The sequence below is a fragment of the Sphingobacteriales bacterium genome (genome assembly GCA_016706405.1).
Classification (GTDB): Bacteria; Bacteroidota; Bacteroidia; order Chitinophagales; family UBA2359; genus BJ6.
Window position 1 is genome coordinate 885,865 of the sequence record JADJJT010000002.1, and the last position, 20,119, is coordinate 905,983.

A 20,119-nucleotide genomic window follows, 5' to 3' on the forward strand; every position below is an offset into this window, starting at 1 on the left:
TATTATTTTAACTCAAAACTTAAATAAAATGCGGGCATTAATACGCCGTGCTGTTAAATAATTAGGCACCGCATACAAGCGTTCGGTAGCATAATCGGGGCTTAGGGCTTTAAAATAATTGTACGAAACGGTATTGTTTACCCCCAGCACGTTAAAAATTTCAACCGAAGCCCATATACTTTCAAATTTTCGCCAAATGCTGCGCTCGTGTAATTTGCTTGCTCGGGTAGTTTTATCATACAACAAGTACGAAAATCCAATATCAACCCTTCGGTAGGGTGGTATTCTAAAAATGCCGCGCAATTTAGGGGTATCTTTTGGGCCTGTGGCAAAGCCTGTACCAACAACCAGCGACAAGTGCATTTTAAAATTTTTGTTCGAAGGCAAATAGTCCTGAAACATAATGCCAAAATTAACCCGCTGGTCGGTGGGGCGCGGCACGGCGCCAATATCCATTTTAATACTATCTACGGGTATCAGGTCTTCGGTAATACCAATTTTTATGGTATCGCCTCCGGCGTTTAGATATAAGTAATAAAAATCGTCTTTAAGGTCTTCTTTGGTTTGCATTATTGACAAGCTAAGCCAATTATCGGTACCTCTAACAAACTCTCCGTTTAAGCGAAGGTCTAATCCGGCGGCATATCCGGTGGCACGATTTTCGCCAAAATATCTAATCAATAAATTATCTAAATCGTAGGGCACTAAGTCCCAAAGATATTTATAGTAAGCTTCGGCGGTTAATTTAAATGGCCTATTGAGCATATTGAAACTATACTCGCTGCCTAATACAAAATGTGCCGATTTTTGGGCGCGGAGTTGGGTGTTGAGTTGCCCTTTTGCATTGCGCATTTCGCGGTAAAAAGGTGGCTGGTAATACAATCCGGATGAAAACCGCAATAGCAAATCTCTATCAACTAAATTATCAAAACGTTGTTTTAAGGCTGTCCATTCGGTGCTATCGGGTGCAGCTAATCGAGGTTTGTAGGCAATTTGTACCCGCGGACTCACTAAAAAGTCTTCATTTGCACTCCACCAACTTGCCCTAACGCCACTTGTTACCTGCAAACGGCCTTCGTCATCTATATTCCATTCGTTTTGCGCAAAGCCTGTTATCCGGTAAGATTCTAATTTTAGCTCGGTTTTTAATACATCGCGTATTTTAATGCTTACACCTGTATAGGGAATGGTGTATCCGGCACTATCTAAACGCCCCCATTCATTAAGTTGGTCGGTAATTTTTTCGCGTTGGCCAGTTAGCCCCCAGCTTAAAGCTAATTTTCGTGGATTTATTTCGTACAATCCGCGGTGGGTAAGGTTAATAATATTGGCGCGCAGCTCGTTGCGCACCCAGTTATGTGTTGTTCCAACGCCGAGTAGTTTTACTGCTTCGCCAAAAGTTTGGCTTCCGGCATTTTTATCGAGTTCGCTAATCCAGTATTGCCCAATAATATCATAGGCTTCGCGCTCGGTGGTAACAAACCCCGATGTCATAAATTTTAAAGTCAGCTTGTTATTATCGCTAGTAAATACGCCGCCAATACCCCCATATCCGGCTTGATAGCTGTCGCGTTCTTGGCCATCGTAATAAACATTCAACTGAAAAGCTTCGTTAAACGTGCCAAAACTCGATACTAACGAGGCCGGTTTAAACTTGTAAACATTGCCCGAGTAATTGCCCAAAAACTGCAATTCCCAGTTAGTGGTAAGTTTGCGGGTAATAAAAGTTTGTACGTCTGTAAACGAGGGGCTGTATTGCCCATCGGTAGGCAGGGCGTTTAATAAATAGGAATTTGCTTTATGGCGCACCCCAAAAACAAAAGTAGTTAACTCTTTTTTGTCCACACCTTCAACATGTGCGCTGGCCATTAGCAAACTTAATGCTACCGAGCCTTTAAAGGCGTGCGGTTTTTTATATTTTACATCTAAAACCGATGAAAGTTTGTCGCCGTATTTGGCTTCAAAACCACCTGCCGAGAAGCCTACACTGCTAACTAAATCCGGATTTACAAAACTAAGCCCTTCTTGTTGACCTGCACGCACTAAAAAAGGTCTATACACTTCAAAATCGTTCACATACACCAAATTTTCGTCAAAATTGCCACCGCGCACCGAGTACGAGCTGCTTAGCTCGTTATTAGCCACTACGCCTGCCCTGCCGCGCAAAAGTGCTTCTATGCCACCGCTTGTATTTGGTATGTTTTCAATTATTTTAATATCTAATGGTTGGATGGTTGAGCTTTTGGCGCGTTCACCGGTTTTTACAACTGGTTCTAATAGCATATTTTCGGGGAATAACACAACATTTATTTCCCGGATATCATCTTGACGAAGCGATACTTCGCGGTATTCTTTGCGTTTTCCAACAAACGAGTATTGAATAACCGCCATGTGTCCATCGCTAAAATTAAGTTTGTAATCGCCATTTTCGTTGGTTGTGGTTGCTTTACTAGTTGATAAATCGACTACACTAACGCCGGGCAATGGCTGGTCGCCTTCGTCGGTTACACGCCCATAAATATATGGGTCGGTGCTTTGTGCCCTACTAATATGGGGTAGTGCTACCAGTATTAGGGCTGTAAAAACTAACCATAATATTGGCCGTTTGAACCACCTTATTGGCATGGTGCAATAGTTTTTGAGGTGAAAATTATTGGGCAATAAAGCAGAGAATAAATTATAATTATAACACATTTTTATTTAGGCGTTATTGAAGTAAGACAGGAATATTTTAGGGGTAATTTTTCCGGATATAGTAACGTTGATTAGTTAAATATTGAGTCAGTTTCCGGAAGCAAAAATAAACTAAATCAAGTATTAAAATTTCAAAAAAAGGCAAAATAACAGGGCAAAGGTACAAACAAACGCTGTGTATTACTTATTAAAAGCGTTAAGTACAAATCGCTAACCTTTTTTGATGACCAGATTTTTAAGGTGAAGGTTGCCTAAGTGTGTTTAATAATGGTGGATAGTGGTTTAAAACGAGGGCAGAACTGTCGTTGTTAGTAGGTAGATTTTGGCGTAGTTTGCCAATGTAAAGCCTTAGCAAATTTGCCAACTGTTAGGCGTTACGGAAGTGAAAATCTAATGCCTCTTTGCTTCTCGCCTGACAGTCTTGTAAGCCAAGATGCTGTTTGGCATCTCTAAAAAGAAATTCAATTTGAAAACGGAGTTGATAATATTGTAGTATTTTTTGTCCATCGGTTTGAGGGTCTGTGCAAAAGTAAGCACAGGTGCTTTTGACCTTGCCCTCGGCTTGAAGTTTTTGAACAATAACAAGTTTACACCAGCGTATTAAAGTGCGTACATGAGCAATGTCCTGATAAATAATTTCTGTTTCCTTGCTTGGTATAATGGTAAAGTGTTGGGTCGAAATATTTTTAAGGTCAATTTTTCCGTCAAAGGCTTTTGGTCTGCCTCGTCCACCTTTCTGTGCACCCTTGTAGGCATAGCGTAAATAGCAGTTCGACTGTAAACGGCTTATCATGGTAAATCCTTGCCCGACCAAACCATCTACGAATGATTTCTTTGAGAAATAAGCATCAAAAACCATGTATTTTGAGATTTTTAACAACTCCTTTGCGTGGTTTACTATTATACCAGCATAGTACTGCCTAAGGCTGTCGCCATCTGCTCCTTTAATATACTGGGTTTGAACAGCTTGATAATGTAGGGCAGTATGATTTTCTACATCGCCTAAGGCAAAGCCTACCATCTTGAAACCCCACCGCATGGCTTAGGCGTAACCCGACCAAAAAGAACCAACTCCGGGCGTATGTTTGCCACTCTTTTTAAGACAACTAGGGTCAAATAGCCATACTCTTTCCAAACCCGACAACCCATCTATCAAATGGGCATTAAAAGCTCTGAAATTGTAGCGTTTGCTAAATTGAAATTCAGGTGAAGCAGCGCGAAGGTTTGAAGCTAAAAATGGATTGAAGCCCTGCCTACTAAAAAAATCCGGATAAAAAGGCAGTTTCCTTTAAAAAACATTTCTCAAATACCAAAAACAGAAAAATTATTGTCAAAAATTAACCTGATAGCGGCGTAAATTCCAACCAAACTAAAAATTAGCCAAGAAATATTAGAACCAACTATAATATTGAAATTTTGCCTTTTCGATAATAGTTCGTAGCGTTTGTTTACAATAAAGCTAAACCAGTAAACCAAGGTGCCATAAGCCATCTGCCACATTAAAGCCAGCATAATAATGCCAAAAACTTTGGCTTCGAAAAAGTGGTACGAAAAGCCAATATGCAATATCAGACAAGGAATAAGCGTGCTTAACCCATTGCCTACATCAATGGCAAAGCCAAACGATTTTTTGTCGGCATATGAGCGGTCGTACATTGAATAGGCAACCCACAAGCCCGACCAAAAACTTGCGCTAAAAAAACGGCTAAAGCTCATTTTTTGGTTCATAAACTGCGCCAAAGGCGTTGCTTTTTCGTTTATATAGGTTTGGTAATATTTATTGCTTGTAGCTTCAATTAAATCAATTTTTTTCCAAAGAATAAATTCCCAATAATTAACTAAAATATTCAATATTAAAAACCAAACCACCACCACATAAACGCCGCTAAAACTGCCATACAATCGGTACTGGTTGAGCAGGGTAGCGGCAAATATTACTACCAGAAACGATATAATAAAATAAGATGTTTTCATTAGGGGGTATATTCGGCTGCAATTTAAGAAAATTCAGATTTTCTTTTTCAATTTCAAATAGAATTTTCGGTTTAAAGGCATTAAATATCTTTGTTAGTGCAATAACACTTAATAGGATAGTGCCCCTTGTTGGGGCAATAAAACCAACTGAGTTAATACTAATTGGTGTATTAACTTTAGTGCGGTTTCGCTCTTTAAATTTACTTGAAAATTCGTATACTTAGGGATGATGGCAGAAAAATCCAAATATGGATAAAAACCTGTCTTTCCGACAACATTTGTATTAATGAGTTGATAAAAATGCATACTAGTAGAGTTGAATAAATTGAAAACTATTATAAAATGCTAATTTGAGTATTGTGCGTAAAGGTAATTTATGTGTTTGTAATTTTTCAAATAATTTTTCATTTCTTTTAAAATTTTATTTTAATAATGTGATAGTTTTATGTCATTAAAAAATAACACATATGCATAAATGAAAATAATTTTTGCTCTTTTTGAACCGCTAACCTTTTTTGATGACCAGATTTTTAAAGTAAAGGGTGCCTAAGTGTGCTTAGTAATGGTGGTTAGTTTAAAGTTAAAAGTGGGTAGTGAATAGTGGGTAGTGAATAGTGAATAGTGAATAGTGAATAGTGAATAGTTAAAAGTTAAAAGTGAAAAAATAAATTGCTTGAAGTGGGTTTATTGTCTTAGGTATTGGCAACAGGTAATTTGAATTTCCAAAAAATAAAAATGTTTTTAGCAAAAGCATTGCACAACCAACAAATATACCTTACCTTTGCACCCGATTGATGCGGCAGGCGGTAGTTTGCCCATTTTTTTTCAGCCGGGTGAGATGGGTGAGTGGCTGAAACCAACAGTTTGCTAAACTGTCATATTCCGAAAGGGGTATCGAGGGTTCGAATCCCTCTCTCACCGCGTTCTTTAATTTTGGCTATTAAAACAACATTAAGGCTATATTACAAATAAAATTGTTTATTGCCTAATCGGGGAGTAGCGCAGCCCGGTAGCGCATCTGCTTTGGGAGCAGAGGGCCGCCGGTTCGAATCCAGTCTCCCCGACTTCTTTTGTTTATTATCTTATTAACTGCTGCATACAACTACCTATTATGCAGCAGTTTTTTTGTTTATTTATCTTTGTAAACAAAATTACCAAATTATTTCTTTATGGTACTAACTGTTTTGGGCTATATAGGGGTAATGATTATGGGCATATCTTTAGGCTTAATTGGCGGTGGCGGGTCTATTTTTGCCGTACCTATTTTGGTTTATTTATTTAGATTTGAGGCAAGCTTGGCTACCAATTATTCGCTGCTACTTGTGGGTGGCACCGCCTTGGCAGGAATGCTTCAACACGCAAAAAAAAAATTGGTCGATTATCCGGTATTGTTAAAATTTGGTGTGCCCAGTACTTTAGCTGTCTTTGCTACACGGTTTTGGCTTGTTCCGGCTATACCAAACCAAATACTAATAAGTACAGATTTGCAGTTGTCTAAAAATAGCTTTTTGTTGTTATCATTTGCCATTTTAATGCTTTTTGCTGCCTGGCATATGTTTCGAACTGCTAACTCATCAAATACCAAAAAAACCAATAATACAATTGAAAATAACAACACCTCCCTGCCAAATCAAACACAATTTACTACAATTGGCATTTTTACGGGCTGTGTAACGGGGCTATTAGGGGCGGGCGGCGGATTTATTATTACCCCTGCTTTGGTTCTTTTTGCACATTTAACCATGAAACAAGCCATTGCCACAGCCTTGGGTGTCATTGCTTTAAATGCGCTGCTGGGTTTTGCCGTAAGTTTATTACATCCTTACCCATTAAACTGGCCGTTTTTAGCCGCAGTATTGGCAGTAGCACTGCTTGGCATTTTTATAGGAGTAAAATTAAGTACAAAGTTTAATAATAAAAGTTTAAAAACAATATTTGCCTATGCAATTTTGTTAATGGCAGTTTTTATTTTAATCAACGAACTTATTTTGAAATAAGAAATCCACCTGCTGATATCTATACCAAGTTTTATTACAACGCCTAAAATCTATCCGGATAAAACTTAAATAACCACAAAGGCAGCAACCCCAAATAATTAAAAAACCTATTAGCGGCAAAGGCTTAATCGTAAGTCTAATAACTCAATATTTTGCCGTATCTTTGCGACAATATAAACGTAAAAAGAACAATAGCGTATGAAAAAATTACATATTGTAGCAATTGTTATTATTGCCGGATTATTGGCTTATGTCGTTGTAACTTCAACCAATTACAGCACCTACGAAAACTTTGCCACCGCCAGTAAATTGGCCGGAAATGGTCGCGAGTTTCAAGTTGTAGGTTTATTAAGCCGCCCAGCCGAAATGCACTACGACCCTCAAACTGACCCTAACTTTTTTTCGTTTTACATGAAAGATGACAAAGGCTTAGAAAAACAAGTCGTATATAGAGCACCAAAACCGCGCGATTTTGAACGCTCCGAACAAATTGTTTTAACAGGGCAAATGGTCGGCGATACTTTCCAAGCCTCAAAAATATTACTCAAATGCCCTTCAAAATATATTGAAGAAGGCGTAGGGGCAAAACAAGGTGAATTTACCGAGTTTAGCACTACAAAATAACTTGTTCCCGTTTAGCAATCAACCTTATTTTGTTTATTTGTACGATTGATTGGTTTAATTTGAAAAAAACCAAATGGCCGTGTTTTTTAAACTAAAAATTATATAATTTAAAATGAACTATATTGGCGAGTGGTTTATTACCGGACAAATTGGCCATTTGTGTACGCTCATTAGCTTAGTGGCGGCAATTGTTGCTACTATTAGCTACTATTGCGCCAGTTTATACAATACCACATCTGTACAACTCCAACCCCAAAACCCCGAAAGCGAAAAACAAGGACAAGCTTGGTTAAAATTGGCTCGTGGTGCTTTTTATATCCATGCTACGGCAGTTGCACTTATTTTTATTATACTTTTTTACTTAATTTTTAACCATCGTTTCGAGTATAAATACGTTTGGCAGCACTCATCTTTAGATTTGCCTTTGCGTTACATGATTTCGTGTTTTTGGGAAGGGCAGGAAGGTAGTTTTTTGTTATGGACAATTTGGCACGCCGTCTTAGGCTTGGTATTAATACGTAACGCCAAACGCTGGGAAGCCCCCACAATGACTTTTGTTTGCGCTACCCAAATATTTTTAGCCGTTATGCTTATAGGCATTTACTTTTTTGGCTATAAATTAGGCAGTAGTCCCTTTATTTTAATGCGCGACGACACTCCACTTGCACCAATTTTTGGACGTGCCGATTACGTTTCAATGATAACAGATGGCAACGGTCTTAACCCTTTGCTGCAAAACTATTGGATGGTAATACATCCGCCGGTGCTATTTTTAGGGTTTGCCGGGGTAATTGTACCTTTTGCCTACGCCTTAGCAGCACTTTGGCAGCGCGACTATACCAACTGGGCTTTGCCCACCCTAAAATGGACCCTATTTGCAGGCGGCGTTTTAGGCTTGGGAATTTTAATGGGTGGGGCTTGGGCTTACGAATCGCTGACTTTTGGTGGATTTTGGGCTTGGGACCCCGTAGAAAATGCCTCGTTAGTACCTTGGTTAGTGCTAATTGCCGGATTACATACTTTATTGGTTTACAAACATACCGGATACGCACTTAAAGCAACCCTTATTTTACTGCCGCTATCGTTTTTGTTTATTTTATATTCAACTTTTTTAACCCGTAGTGGTGTTTTAGGCGAAACCTCGGTACACTCGTTTACCGATTTAGGCATGTCGGGGCAGTTATTGGCCTTTTTATTCTTCTTTATCGCCATTACAAAAATTTTACTTTTTACTCGATGGCGCAGTATTCCAGACGTAAAAAAAGAAGAAAGTGCCTACTCGCGCGAGTTTTGGATGTTTATTGGCGCTTTGTTACTACTGCTTATTGGCGGTATGATATCGGTAGATACCTCGTGGCCGGTAATCAATAAACTGCTCGGAACTAACACTACTATTACCGATGCCGTACAACATTATAATAGATATGCTATTTGGTTTGCCATTTTAATTGCCATTTTAAGTGGAGCAGTACAGTTTTTGCGTTTCAAAACCAGCGACCTTAAAAAATTTGCCGCCAGCCAAATAATACCTTTAACACTAACTGCTGTTTTAACAGTAGCGATTGCATGGGCTATGGGTATGAAGTATTGGCCTTATATGGTTATGTTATTTGCCTCAACCTATGCTTTTATTGCCAATGCCACCTATTTTGGCCAAAAAATAAAATCCGGAAAAATGCGCGTAGCAGGTGCATCGGTTGCACATATCGGGTTTGCCTTAATTTTATTCGGAACGCTTATATCACAAGGCTATCAAGATGTAATTTCGATTAATACAATGGGTATTGAATACGGCAAAGACTTTGACGCAAAAACTAATGCCGAAAATATTTTATTGTACAAAAACCAACCTGTGCAAATGGGGCAATATTGGGTTACTTATAAAGGCGAAGAAATTAAAAATGAAATTGACTCCTATTTTCCGGTACTCTACGAGAAAAAACAAGCCATAGACGATGCTCCAACAGAGTCGTTTACCTTGCGCCCCCACGCACAAAAAAATCCTAAAATGGGTTTAGTTGCCAACCCCTCAACCAAACATTACCTGCACAAAGATGTATTTACCCATATAACCTCGTTTGCAGATAAAACCCAAACCGAAAGCGAAACCGCTGAGCAACTAAAAGAAATTGAGCTGAAACCAGGCGATACTGCCGTTGTAAACCGCCGACTAATAATTTTGAACAGCATAAGCCCCCAACCTCAAGACCCACGCTACATTGCCCTGCCCGGAGATATTGCCGCCGCAGCCCATTTGACTGTTACGGACTTGCACAACCCATCGCAAACCGTAGAAGTTGCGCCGGTCTATTATATCCGGAACAGCCAAGAGAATTTTATTGAAACAACAATTGAAGAGCAGCAACTAAGCATCCGGTTTTTAAAAATCTATCCGGATAAAAATGCTATTAAATTAGGACTGCTCGAATCAACAGCACCACAAGATTTTATTATCATGAAAGCAGTTGTTTTCCCTTATATTAATGTACTTTGGATTGGCTGCGTGGTACTTTTTATTGGTTTTATGATGAGTTTGCGTCAAAGATATCTTGAGGCCAAAAGAAAAAAACAGTCAAACTAAACAATCGAAACTAAATTACCCTCTTACAAATGGGTTGTATTTTTTTTCGTGGCCGATATTGGTTGGCTGTCCATGCCCCGGATAAACGATAACCTTGTCATCTAAGGTGTACAATTTATTTTTTATGCTATGAGTTAGCTTTTCCATGCTTCCATAAGGCGGAAAATCGGTGCGGCCTATACTTTCGTGAAACAAAACATCGCCGCTTATTAAAGTTTGTGCTTGGGCGCAGTAAAAAGTTAAACTTCCGGGCGAATGGCCGGGCGTGTGTAAAATTTCAAACACAAAACTACCTAACTGTACTTTATCGCCTTCGTTTAAATAGGGCAAAGCAGGCTGGGGTGATGGTTCGTAGGGCAAATTATAAAGGTGGGCAATTCGGGGCGTTTCTTCGTTTAGTAAATTCAACTCTTCGGGGTGCAGTTCGGGTAATAAGCCCCAAGTGCGGTGTGCAAAGGCATTGCCAAAAACATGGTCAATATGGCAGTGAGTATTTATGAGGCGAGTTGGGCGCAGATTTTTTCCGGAAATAAAGGTCTGTAATTTTTTTTGCTCGCTGGCACTATGGCACGATGCATCAAAAATAAGACAATCGGACCCCTCTTCAATATAAACAATATAACAATTTGTTTCAAATGGGTTAAATGGTAAACGCGCTATTTGCAGCATAGTATTTTAAGTTAAATAAAATTATTTTTACTATTATTTTATTTTTTAAATATGTTATTATTAATTTTATTCAAAAAATCACCTCAAAAGTACATATTTTTTCTTAAATTTGCACGCTTATATTCGCAAAACAAGAGCTTGTTTTTTATTAATTAAATTATTTCAACTCGTTAATTTTTAGTATGCAAAAAGTATTTGTTTTTACATTTGTTTTGTTTGCCCATACGGTTTTGCTTGTTGCACAAACAAGCAGCAGCTATAAAACCACCACCAACTCTTATACTGTTACTACCGAATTAAGTCCGGTGGCAAAATATTTAATCGGGCAAATTTCAGCTACCGGCGAACCTCTTATTACCCAAAATGAGGCGGTGCTTAAACAAGCTATCGAAACCGAATATTATGACGGCACAACGGTTGAAAACCTCGAAATTAAAACTTCAAATGGTGTTTATTACTTGTGGGCAAACGCCAAAGTTATAACCGGAACAGCCAAACTTATTCGCCTTAGCCTCGAGCGAATTAACAACGACTTGTATATTACCAACAAATCGGCTATTGAGGCTTGTTATGCGGTGCATTGCAAAGATATGAGCTTTGCCACCGATGCCTGTAATTGCAACGACCCAAGCACCGAAGGTATGGCCATGTATGCCGCCCAAACCGGATTTTTATTGACTACCAAAGGTATTGGCAAACTGCTTACCGAAGCCCGCCTTCAAGCCAAAGATGGTATGCCGGGCGGGCAACCTATCGTAATAATTGGCAGCGCAAATACCAAAACAATTAATTACGATGCCACCAAACTACAACAAGCCCTAACCCAAGAGCTTAGCGATGGCACCCAAATTACCGAAGTTAAACTAAAACAGTTGGCCAATTCAGGCCAATATATTTTGTTGGGCTATGGCAGCAACGCTAATGATGGTTGGCGTACCGTAACAAGACTTGGTTTGCAAATTAACGCCACTGATAGCGCTTTATATTTTACTCCAACTACTATTTTAGACGTATGCAGCACCAATTGCCGCGAAATTACCGGCTTTGAAAACGGTAGCGACTGCCATTGCGAAGACCGCGAATTTACTAAAGACCGCAAAGAAGTAAAAATGATAAGCAAAACCAATTTTTTTAGCCTTCGGCAAGGCTTAGGGGCTTTATTTGCTTATTAAATGCACACTATTTAAGCGTAGTTTCTAATGCTGTTTTAAATTTTCTAACTGTTTGAATTCAGTTTTTTGGCGTTCAATTTGTGTAGATAATGCTTTAATTGCATTTTCGATAGCTATTTTTTCCTCCGGATATAGACTTGCCTGGGTCTTATTTTTTCGGATAATTTGCTCTAATTCTTTGCTCAGTTGTATTACTGTTTTATTATCATCGTTTAAGGGCAAAGTTGTTGCTGAAGGGGCATTTTGGTTTACTGCGCCGGCATTTGTTAACAAATTGTTTGGTTGCACCTGCGGCGGTTTGTTTAAAATATGCCAGGTTAGCCCTGCTAAAAGAAGGGCTAAGAACAATATAAATAAATGTTTGGGCGTAATTTGCTGTAAAAAATTTTTATTATTACTTGGCGCACTCATTATGGTAGGGCAAAATATTTAGTAAAACGCAAACTTACAAAAAAAACTCCGCCAAACAAAACTGATTAAGCACAGCTTGTAACAAGGCAAAAAACAAAACTCGAACAAATTTTCTCATTCTTTAACCTTGAAAATAAAACTTTAATTTGGGTTGGGGGCTATCACCTTAACTTCGGCAAGTGGCGTCAAACTACAATTAGTAAAAGCGGCTATATCGGTACTAACAACGGGAGGTAATGTTGCTTGTATAGTATAGGCATCAATAGTGCCATTATTGCCAATACATAAATGGGCATCGGCAGGATTTGCTTTAAAAACATTGTCAATTAAGGAGTAATGGACATTTTTAATGCTATTTTTTAGACGCTTGGTTCAAGTGGACATTTTTAATGCTGTTTTTTTATTCACTTTTTTACATTATTCTTGAATATTTTATTTCTTTGCATGTCTGTAAAAACGGAAACAAGCTCTGCTGGGGAGCAACTTGTCAGGGATAAAACAGATGCTTGACGAAAATGTCTTATCAAAGGCTTACTGTATATTGTAAGCCTTTGATATTTTCAGAAAGCCCTTATACCTTTAAAAACCCATCTATAAATTTCATTTTCCGTTTCATTGATAGGCCATTATGGTTTCTTAATTTGTTTTTTAAATCTGCGAAATGTCCATCAATAGCATTGGTTGTGTTAGGTATTTGAAGTTCCCTGTTATCGTGCCAAGTAAACAACCAGGTAAATTATTCTTCAAACTACGATAAGCACTTCTAAGCCTTTTATGCGTATAAAACGATTTGTTTGTAGTCGGATTTACAGTTCTCTCGTTTAGAAACACTTTCCATTTTTCAAGCCATAGCCCTAATGTTCCGACAAAGCTTTCTTTGTCTGTTTGCTTCATCAAATCTACAACATCCATCAGCTCTTGTGCAGCTTTTAGCTTTGGCTTACGGGTCAAATATCTTCGAATTATTGCTGCTTGATGAAACTGGCACATTTGAACAGGAATACCCTTAAACGACGCAATTAAGCCTTTTCTTCCGTCACAAACAATAGCCGAAATAGTAAAACCTCGCCTTTTTAACTCCTTAATTCCTTCTATATACAGCGCATTTGTCTCTGTCTTCACATAATATTTCAAAAGGTTTTCTTTGGTGTAGGCATCTTTAAAAAGCATTACGCCAAAACCCCGCTCCCAATAGGTGGTGTCCATTAATACAACGACTACTCTACCTGTTTTTTCCGTAGCCACTATTTTAATCTTGTCTAACCGCCTTTGAATCGTTTTAACAGAACAATTATACTTGTGAGCTAACTGCAAATAGGTCTGTTTACCACTTTTGTATTCTTCCCATATTTGCTCGTTATTGATGCGTTGCCCACCTAAAAATTGTTTATTACAGCAGGCACATTTATATCGCTGTTTACCTTTTACTAACCCATTTTTCTTGGTAACAGAACTACCGCAGTAAAAGCACTTTTTTTATTCATAACCTTTGATTGTCCTCAAAGCTAATAATATTAAGCTTTCTAGACGATTTTAGCATCATTTTTGTCCATTAAGCCTAAATTAATACATCGGGCATAGGTTTGCCGGCAAAGCCAATGGTAAACAACAGTGCAAATGGTTTTGTACTGGGGGTAATAGCATTAGTTTTACTAAAGTTGTTATTATAAACGGCAATATGTTCGGGGTAGGGGTCGTAGTCGGCATCTTTGCTTAAAACATTGGCATCAATGGTTAGGTAGTTAATAATGCCAACACCTACGCGATTGTTATTTTTTATGGTATTATTAAATACTTCAACGGTGTCGGTGGCCAAAATTAGCACGCCTGTTCCGGGCGGAACCTCACCAACAATATTTCCTGCTGGGGCAAAATTATCTTGGTTGTTGTCAATAATTTGGTTGTTAAAAACCCTTGTTTTTGCGCCTCGCGCTATTAATAAATTAGGCAAATCGAAGACCAAAATGCCCCCTGTATTATTTATAGAGGTATTATTGTAAACATCGCTGTTTGAAGTATTTTCAATTTCAATACCCGCTACATTTTGCTCGGCTTTACAGTTGCGCACAATTACTGTATTTGACTGACCCACATAAATACCTGCATCAGATGCACCATAGGCATAACAGCCGTCCATTAATACGTGTTGGCAGTTTACTGGGTATAAGCCATAAGCACCATTTTTTTCGTTTGCGCCGTTAGTCCATACAGCGCCAACCTGATAATAAGTTACGCCTGTGCAGTCTTTGGTTTTAATGCCGTCGCCTTTGGTATTTTCAACGGTAAAGCCTTTAAGCAGTAGATTAGTGCAATTAGTAATTTTTAAACCTTCGGCACCCGCTTGTTGGTTGGCAAACGATAGAATAGTTTTGTTGAGACCAGCCCCCCGGATGGTGATGCCATCTTTGCCATCGAGCGATAGGGTAGTTTTGAACTCGTATTTTCCGGATGCCAAATCAATTATGCCGTTATTGTTCATATTAATTAGGGCTTCCTGAAGTTTTGCTTCTATATTTTCGGTATTAGGACCAAAAAAATAAATATTGTTTTCGATTATAGGCCCATAACCCAAATCGTTATTATGGCATCCGGAAAAAACAAAGGCTAAAACGAGTAATATCGTGCCTGAAAAATAATAAGGGGTACGCATTGGGTTTAGTTTGTGTTAAGCAATAAAGTAAAATGCAAAATAAATATTAAATATAATAATTTTTAAGTGTTGGGTCGTCTTCGTAAGCAGTTCCAATATGGCAAAGGTGGTCTAAAATTTCGGCAAATAAATCAAACAATAGTTTAAGGCGGTTAATGTCTTTAATTACGCCTACCACCATAAAGGTAACGCAATCAACATTATCGGGGTAGGTATTATCGAAGACGTGTGCGTTTGCCTTGTTTACAGTAATATAAATTTCGGGTTGATGGCTAATTAACATCCGGATATGCTCGTTGTTAAAAAATTTCCATAACTTATAATGGTCGTTTCCTTGAATGATATAGTTAGAATCAAAATCTTCTTGGTCAACTTCAACATCGCTCACCAAGCCCAACCATTTGCCCACATCGCTAAACCAACTGCGGCGGTAAATGGTAAATCTAAATTTATCTTTGTTAATAAAAGGTGCGCGCATACGGGTGTAGGTAATAGAGCTTTTTCCGGAGCTAACAACGTATTTATCTAAAATAATCATCCACTCTTTATGTTTCGCTCTTACTTCATCGTTTTTCCAGGTTCCACCATCATTATAGGTAGCGCCAATTTCGTTGCTTAACTGCGTCCAAATTTCTTTTCGACTTGGTCCAAAAAGTGCTTTTAAAATACTCATAATTAAGAAAAAAAAATTAGGATATGATAGATGAAATGAAAAATAACGGCAATTTTACGCAATAGTTTTTATTTTTTTACATGGTAACAACTAAAATTTGTACTTAATATTGGCAAATATGCTGTTTTTAAAGTGAAAGTATTTTTTGAATTATTTTTTACTGCTTGCAACCATTTTTAAACAGGTTACATCAAGTTTATAGTTTTTGTTTATTGAGCGTTGAATGAGTTTGGGAAAACAGGTGTTTTAAATTATTTTATTATGAAAAAGTTTGCTACCATTACCAAAAACCAACATTTTTTTATTTTTACGATTGCTGTTTTTGTAAGTTTGCTTGCTACTTATTTTTTATGGTCTAACGATTATACTTATTGCAACCAAAACAATTTGTCGGCTGCTTGTATTGTTGAGTTTGTTATTTGGGGTATTTTAAATTTTGCCGTAATTGCCCCAAGTTTGTATGCCGCCCGATATTTATTTCTTTTATGGCTTAATGCTTTGCAGCCTTTAAAACCCGTTAAAAATAAAGAAACTCGCGCCGGCAAAAGTGTGTTTAGCAATTAACCAATTCGGTAATTAGGCGGTAAGAGATGTATTTTCGCGCAAAACTAATAATGGTTTGTTAAAACTGCGCAATAAACGAATAGCAAAATCATCTAAAAAAAAATTAGCCCAAAAATTGCGCTTTCGATGAAAAACTACTGTTAAAGCTTGATTGTTTTCGGCCTGTGTTTCATTATTAAGTGCGTCTGCTATTGATGGCGCGCGTACTATTTTTACCTCAAACCTACAATCTAAAATGCGGTCTAATGCTTCGATGTATTGGGGCAACATAGAGGGGGCAATAGGTAAATTTGAGTTTTCGACGTGTAGCAATAATACCGGAATATTTAACATTTGCGCCAACATATCTATTTGATACAATCCCAATAAATTGTCGTACATTAATTTGGTAGGATAAATTATTTTTGCGAAGGGCAAAAAAGGTTTATCATCCGGAATAAAAAGCAGTACACAATTTGCGAGGGCTATAATATCATCAAAAACATGCCCAAAAATATAATCGCGCACATCAAAAGGGTGTCTAATTCTAAAAACCATACCCTGCCATGTTTTTAGTTGCGCTAATTGTACCAAACGTTTGTTAAAATACCCCCTAATAGGCAGCAAAGGCGCAGCATTTGCAAAATTTGTGCCCCGCATAAAACTATTTGCTCGTGCTTGTAAGTTTTCTTGAAAACTTAAGACTAAATTTTTAAGTTCTTGCCTGTTTAATCCCTTAGCAACCGGGTCTGGCTCGTAAATATGAAGTAGTTGCACTTGTGCTTCCAACTTGGCCGATAACCATATAGCAGCATCTCGGGCAGGTTTTTCTTGCTCGGTAAAATTAGTTGCCAAAACAATGCGATTTCTTTTGTCCATACGTGCAAGGTGCGAAAATACTAATTAAATCTTAAACAAATACTACCTGTTTCGGCAAGTTTTGTACTAAATTCCGGATTTACACCTTAACCGTTTTTCATTTTTTTGTAAATTTGTGCCACAAATACGATTTTGCCCAATTTACATACATGTCAGTTCAAGCTGTTTGCAAAATATTGATACGCCCATTTTTTACCACGCTTTGTTTGCACTTTTTATTTTTTGTTGCAAATGGGAAACTGACACTCCTAAACGCACAAACAAATTTGCCCCCGCCCGATTCGTTGTTGCTGCAAGGCGTAGCGGCGGCAAAAGAGCATCAGTATAATTTGGCTATTTCCACTTTAAAATTATGTACCAAAGCCTATCCAAGCAAGGCGGCAAACTGTGCCTACGAGTTGGCTTATACCTACTACCAGCTAAAAAATTATAAAAAAGCTATAAAAATCTTAAAGTCATTAACGGCTACAAATAAAACTGCCCAAGCCGAACATTTTTACCTTTTATCTAATATTTATTGGGATACAGAACAGCAAAAAAAGGCCACCGACTTATTAGAAAATGCCCTCGAAATTTATCCGGATAATGGCCAATTTTACGACCTACGCGGTGGCTATGCCTATTATTCCGGAAATAACGACGAAGCCGTTCGCTGGTGGGAGAAAGGCATCGCCAACGCCCCCACTTATGCCGACAACTACTATTGGGCAGCACAACTCTATTGCCGCTCATCCGAAAAATACAAAGGGCTAATTTATGCCGAGATGTATATGCTGTTACAACCCGGACATGCCCAAACCCCTGCTATCAGTAGCCTAATGGGGCAAACTATTTTAAATGCGTTTAACGCCAACGCTGCTACAAATAACAACAAAATAAATCCAATTTTTAGCCAATCGGCAGCACTAAATTCAATCTTAAACTTTGATGATGCCGATGACAGCGAAGAGGATTCGGCAGCACTTCTGGCCGACGAGACAAACCAGTTTACCGCGCCTCTTAAAACTACCTACCAGCAATTGGCAAAACCTATTGCCGACAGTTTAAAGCTAAAATTAATACCTGACCAACCGCTTGAACTACCTCAAATAGTTGCCTGGCGCGTTGCCCATACCCAAGCTATGCTAAAACAAGCGGCAAATTTTGCCCCTTCGGTGTGGTTGCAGTTTAATCAGAAAATAGAAAATTTGCAACTAAACACAGCTTATCAGTACTGGCTTTTAGGGGGCTTCGATAAAAACGCATTTAAAACATGGTACAATTCAGAACCTCAAAACGCAGAAGTATGGAAACAACTTAAAACGGTTATTAGCGAGTTTAACAATCAAAATTCCATTGCTACTTTGCCCTATGTGCAGTTTTAAACTCAGACCACCCAAAAATCAGAAAACACAACAAGCCCCTCTCCTCGCTAACCATTTTCAAACCAATTTTTTGCCGTAATTTTGCACCTTGTTAAGCCGCTTGAGCCGGAAAACTTTACCAATTAGTTCATTATGTCAGAAACACCTACACACCATAATAATCATCCGGATGATGGAAATAACAATGCCGCCGAGCATGGTAAATCGTTAAATTTTTTAGAACAAATTATCGAAGCCGACCTTGCCTCCGGAAAATACGGCAACCGCGTACACACTCGTTTCCCCCCCGAACCCAATGGCTATTTGCATATTGGGCACGCAAAATCTATATGCTTAAACTTTGGTTTAGCACAAAAATACGGCGGTAAAACCAACCTCCGCTTTGACGACACCAACCCTGCCGCCGAAGAACAAGAATTTGTGGACAGTATTATGGCCGATATTCGTTGGCTGGGCTTTGAGTGGGATGCTTTATTTTTTGCCTCCGATTATTTTGACCAATTATACCAATGGGCGGTACAATTAATTAGCGAAGGTAAAGCCTATGTTGATGACAGCTCGCCCGAAGCCATTAACCAAATGCGAGGCAATTTAAATACACCCGGAACAGAAAGCCCCTACCGCAACCGCACCATAGCCGAAAACTTAGCACTGTTTGAACGCATGAAAAACGGCGAGTTTGCCGAAGGCAGTTGTGTGCTGCGCGCTAAAATTGATATGACCTCGCCCAATGTGCATTTCCGCGACCCCGTTTTGTACCGCATTAAATTTGCCCACCACCACCGAACCGGCAATAAATGGTGTATTTACCCCATGTACGACTGGGCGCACGGCCAAAGCGATAGTATTGAACGCATTACACACAGTATTTGTACCCTTGAATTTGAGGTTCACAGACCACTTTACGATTGGTTTGTAGCACAATTAAACATATACAAACCCCAACAATACGAGTTTGCCCGGCTAAACCTCAATTACACCGTAATGAGCAAACGAAAATTAAAACAATTAGTCGAAGAGCAGTACGTTAACGGCTGGGACGACCCACGTATGCCCACTATATCGGGCATGCGCAGGCGTGGCTATACCCCCGCAGGCATACGCCTTTTTGCCGACAAAGTTGGCATCGCCCGCCGCGAAAATATTATAGACATGGGCTTGTTAGAGTTTTGCGTGCGCGAAAACCTTAATAAAATAGCCAAACGGGTTATGGTAGTGCTCGACCCTTTAAAATTAGTAATTACCAATTATCCGGAAGACAAAGTAGAGCAACTTAAAACCGAAAATAACCCCGAAGACCCCCAAGCTGACACGCGCGAAATTCCTTTTTCAAAAGTATTGTATGTAGAGCGAGAAGATTTTATGGAAAATCCACCAAAAAAGTTTTTCCGTTTGGCCGTTGGCAATATGGTGCGGCTTAAAAGTGCCTATATTATTCGTTGCGACGAGGCCATTAAAAACGAGGCCGGCGAAGTAACTGAATTGCGTTGCACCTACTTGCCCGAAAGCCGAAGCGGCAACGATACCTCGGGACTAAAAGTGCAAGGCACATTACATTGGGTATCGGCGCAACATGCCCTACCCATAGAAGTACGGCAATACGATAGGCTGTTTATGCACGAAAACCCCGCTGCTACCGATAATTATTTAGAATTGCTGAACCCCGACTCGTTACAAGTGCTGCCACAGGCATTGGCCGAGCCTTCGTTGGCAGCTGCCAAGGTGGGCGAGCATTTTCAATTCATCCGGAAAGGCTATTTTTGTACCGACCCAGACTCCAGCTTACAATCCAATGAAAATAGTGGCACCAAAGTGTTTAATCGCACGGTAACCCTAAAAGATGGCTGGCCCAAAAAAGGGTAAACAAGAACAAAATAGCCAAAGCAAT

General features: G+C 38.9%; 15 protein-coding genes, 2 tRNA genes and 1 pseudogene. 9 read left to right on the top strand and 9 right to left on the bottom strand.

Annotated elements, in window-relative coordinates:
• Nucleotides 1–12: 12 nt before the first annotated feature.
• From IPI59_09830 to IPI59_09840, 3 genes are all read right to left on the bottom strand, one after another.
• The gene (locus IPI59_09830; protein ID MBK7527832.1) at nucleotides 13–2,694 is read right to left on the bottom strand and encodes a carboxypeptidase-like regulatory domain-containing protein; all 2,682 of its coding nucleotides are present in this window, start codon (nucleotides 2,692–2,694) and stop codon (nucleotides 13–15) included.
• A gap of 367 nt (nucleotides 2,695–3,061) precedes the next feature.
• On the bottom strand, nucleotides 3,062–3,733 hold the full coding sequence (locus tag IPI59_09835; protein ID MBK7527833.1) for a transposase: 672 nt from the start codon (nucleotides 3,731–3,733) through the stop codon (nucleotides 3,062–3,064).
• A 263-nt stretch (nucleotides 3,734–3,996) separates the two neighbouring features.
• Nucleotides 3,997–4,668, bottom strand: coding sequence for a hypothetical protein (locus tag IPI59_09840; protein MBK7527834.1), 672 nt, complete (start codon nucleotides 4,666–4,668; stop codon nucleotides 3,997–3,999).
• Nucleotides 4,669–5,500: 832 nt separating this feature from the next.
• Between IPI59_09840 and IPI59_09845 the strand changes: the two genes are divergently transcribed.
• The 5 genes from IPI59_09845 to ccsA all read left to right on the top strand — a co-directional run bounded on the left by IPI59_09845 (nucleotide 5,501) and on the right by ccsA (nucleotide 9,870).
• Nucleotides 5,501–5,589: transfer RNA gene (locus tag IPI59_09845), tRNA-Ser, on the top strand.
• A 69-nt stretch (nucleotides 5,590–5,658) separates the two neighbouring features.
• Nucleotides 5,659–5,732, top strand: a tRNA-Pro gene (locus IPI59_09850).
• Between the two features lie 105 nt (nucleotides 5,733–5,837).
• Nucleotides 5,838–6,665, top strand: a complete 828-nt coding sequence (locus IPI59_09855) for a sulfite exporter TauE/SafE family protein (protein MBK7527835.1) — start codon at nucleotides 5,838–5,840, stop codon at nucleotides 6,663–6,665.
• Between the two features lie 198 nt (nucleotides 6,666–6,863).
• Entirely contained in the window at nucleotides 6,864–7,289 is a 426-nt protein-coding gene (locus IPI59_09860) for a cytochrome c maturation protein CcmE (GenBank protein MBK7527836.1), read from the top strand.
• A 112-nt stretch (nucleotides 7,290–7,401) separates the two neighbouring features.
• The gene (ccsA, locus tag IPI59_09865) at nucleotides 7,402–9,870 is read left to right on the top strand and encodes a cytochrome c biogenesis protein CcsA (GenBank protein MBK7527837.1); all 2,469 of its coding nucleotides are present in this window, start codon (nucleotides 7,402–7,404) and stop codon (nucleotides 9,868–9,870) included.
• Nucleotides 9,871–9,885: 15 nt separating this feature from the next.
• On the opposite strand, the gene IPI59_09870 is transcribed toward ccsA, so the two are convergent.
• Nucleotides 9,886–10,539 carry an MBL fold metallo-hydrolase gene (locus IPI59_09870; protein MBK7527838.1) on the bottom strand — a complete coding sequence of 218 codons (654 nt, stop codon included), beginning with the start codon at nucleotides 10,537–10,539 and terminating at the stop codon, nucleotides 9,886–9,888.
• Nucleotides 10,540–10,721: 182 nt separating this feature from the next.
• Between IPI59_09870 and IPI59_09875 the strand changes: the two genes are divergently transcribed.
• Complete coding sequence (locus IPI59_09875) at nucleotides 10,722–11,711, top strand: hypothetical protein (protein ID MBK7527839.1); 990 nt, start codon at nucleotides 10,722–10,724, stop codon at nucleotides 11,709–11,711.
• 24 nt (nucleotides 11,712–11,735) lie between these two features.
• On the opposite strand, the gene IPI59_09880 is transcribed toward IPI59_09875, so the two are convergent.
• The 4 genes and pseudogenes from IPI59_09880 to IPI59_09895 form a co-directional block, all read right to left on the bottom strand.
• Nucleotides 11,736–12,122 carry a hypothetical protein gene (locus IPI59_09880; GenBank protein MBK7527840.1) on the bottom strand — a complete coding sequence of 129 codons (387 nt, stop codon included), beginning with the start codon at nucleotides 12,120–12,122 and terminating at the stop codon, nucleotides 11,736–11,738.
• Nucleotides 12,123–12,693: 571 nt separating this feature from the next.
• A pseudogene (locus IPI59_09885) lies at nucleotides 12,694–13,487 on the bottom strand (transposase).
• A 193-nt stretch (nucleotides 13,488–13,680) separates the two neighbouring features.
• A complete protein-coding gene (locus IPI59_09890; GenBank protein MBK7527841.1) occupies nucleotides 13,681–14,772 on the bottom strand; it encodes a right-handed parallel beta-helix repeat-containing protein in 1,092 nt (363 codons plus the stop codon).
• Nucleotides 14,773–14,818: 46 nt separating this feature from the next.
• On the bottom strand, nucleotides 14,819–15,445 hold the full coding sequence (locus tag IPI59_09895) for a DUF3137 domain-containing protein (protein ID MBK7527842.1): 627 nt from the start codon (nucleotides 15,443–15,445) through the stop codon (nucleotides 14,819–14,821).
• Nucleotides 15,446–15,706: 261 nt separating this feature from the next.
• Here IPI59_09895 and IPI59_09900 point away from each other — a divergent pair, with 261 nt between their 5' ends.
• Nucleotides 15,707–16,009, top strand: a complete 303-nt coding sequence (locus IPI59_09900; GenBank protein MBK7527843.1) for a hypothetical protein — start codon at nucleotides 15,707–15,709, stop codon at nucleotides 16,007–16,009.
• Between the two features lie 12 nt (nucleotides 16,010–16,021).
• Here the strand turns inward: IPI59_09900 and IPI59_09905 are convergent, their stop codons facing one another.
• The gene (locus tag IPI59_09905) at nucleotides 16,022–16,867 is read right to left on the bottom strand and encodes a universal stress protein (protein ID MBK7527844.1); all 846 of its coding nucleotides are present in this window, start codon (nucleotides 16,865–16,867) and stop codon (nucleotides 16,022–16,024) included.
• Between the two features lie 149 nt (nucleotides 16,868–17,016).
• On the opposite strand from IPI59_09905, the gene IPI59_09910 reads away from it, so the two are divergent.
• Nucleotides 17,017–18,231 (top strand): tetratricopeptide repeat protein, encoded by a 1,215-nt coding sequence (locus tag IPI59_09910; protein MBK7527845.1) that lies wholly within the window; start codon nucleotides 17,017–17,019, stop codon nucleotides 18,229–18,231.
• A gap of 132 nt (nucleotides 18,232–18,363) precedes the next feature.
• Nucleotides 18,364–20,094, top strand: coding sequence for a glutamine--tRNA ligase/YqeY domain fusion protein (locus IPI59_09915; GenBank protein MBK7527846.1), 1,731 nt, complete (start codon nucleotides 18,364–18,366; stop codon nucleotides 20,092–20,094).
• The last annotated feature ends 25 nt before the right edge of the window (nucleotides 20,095–20,119 follow it).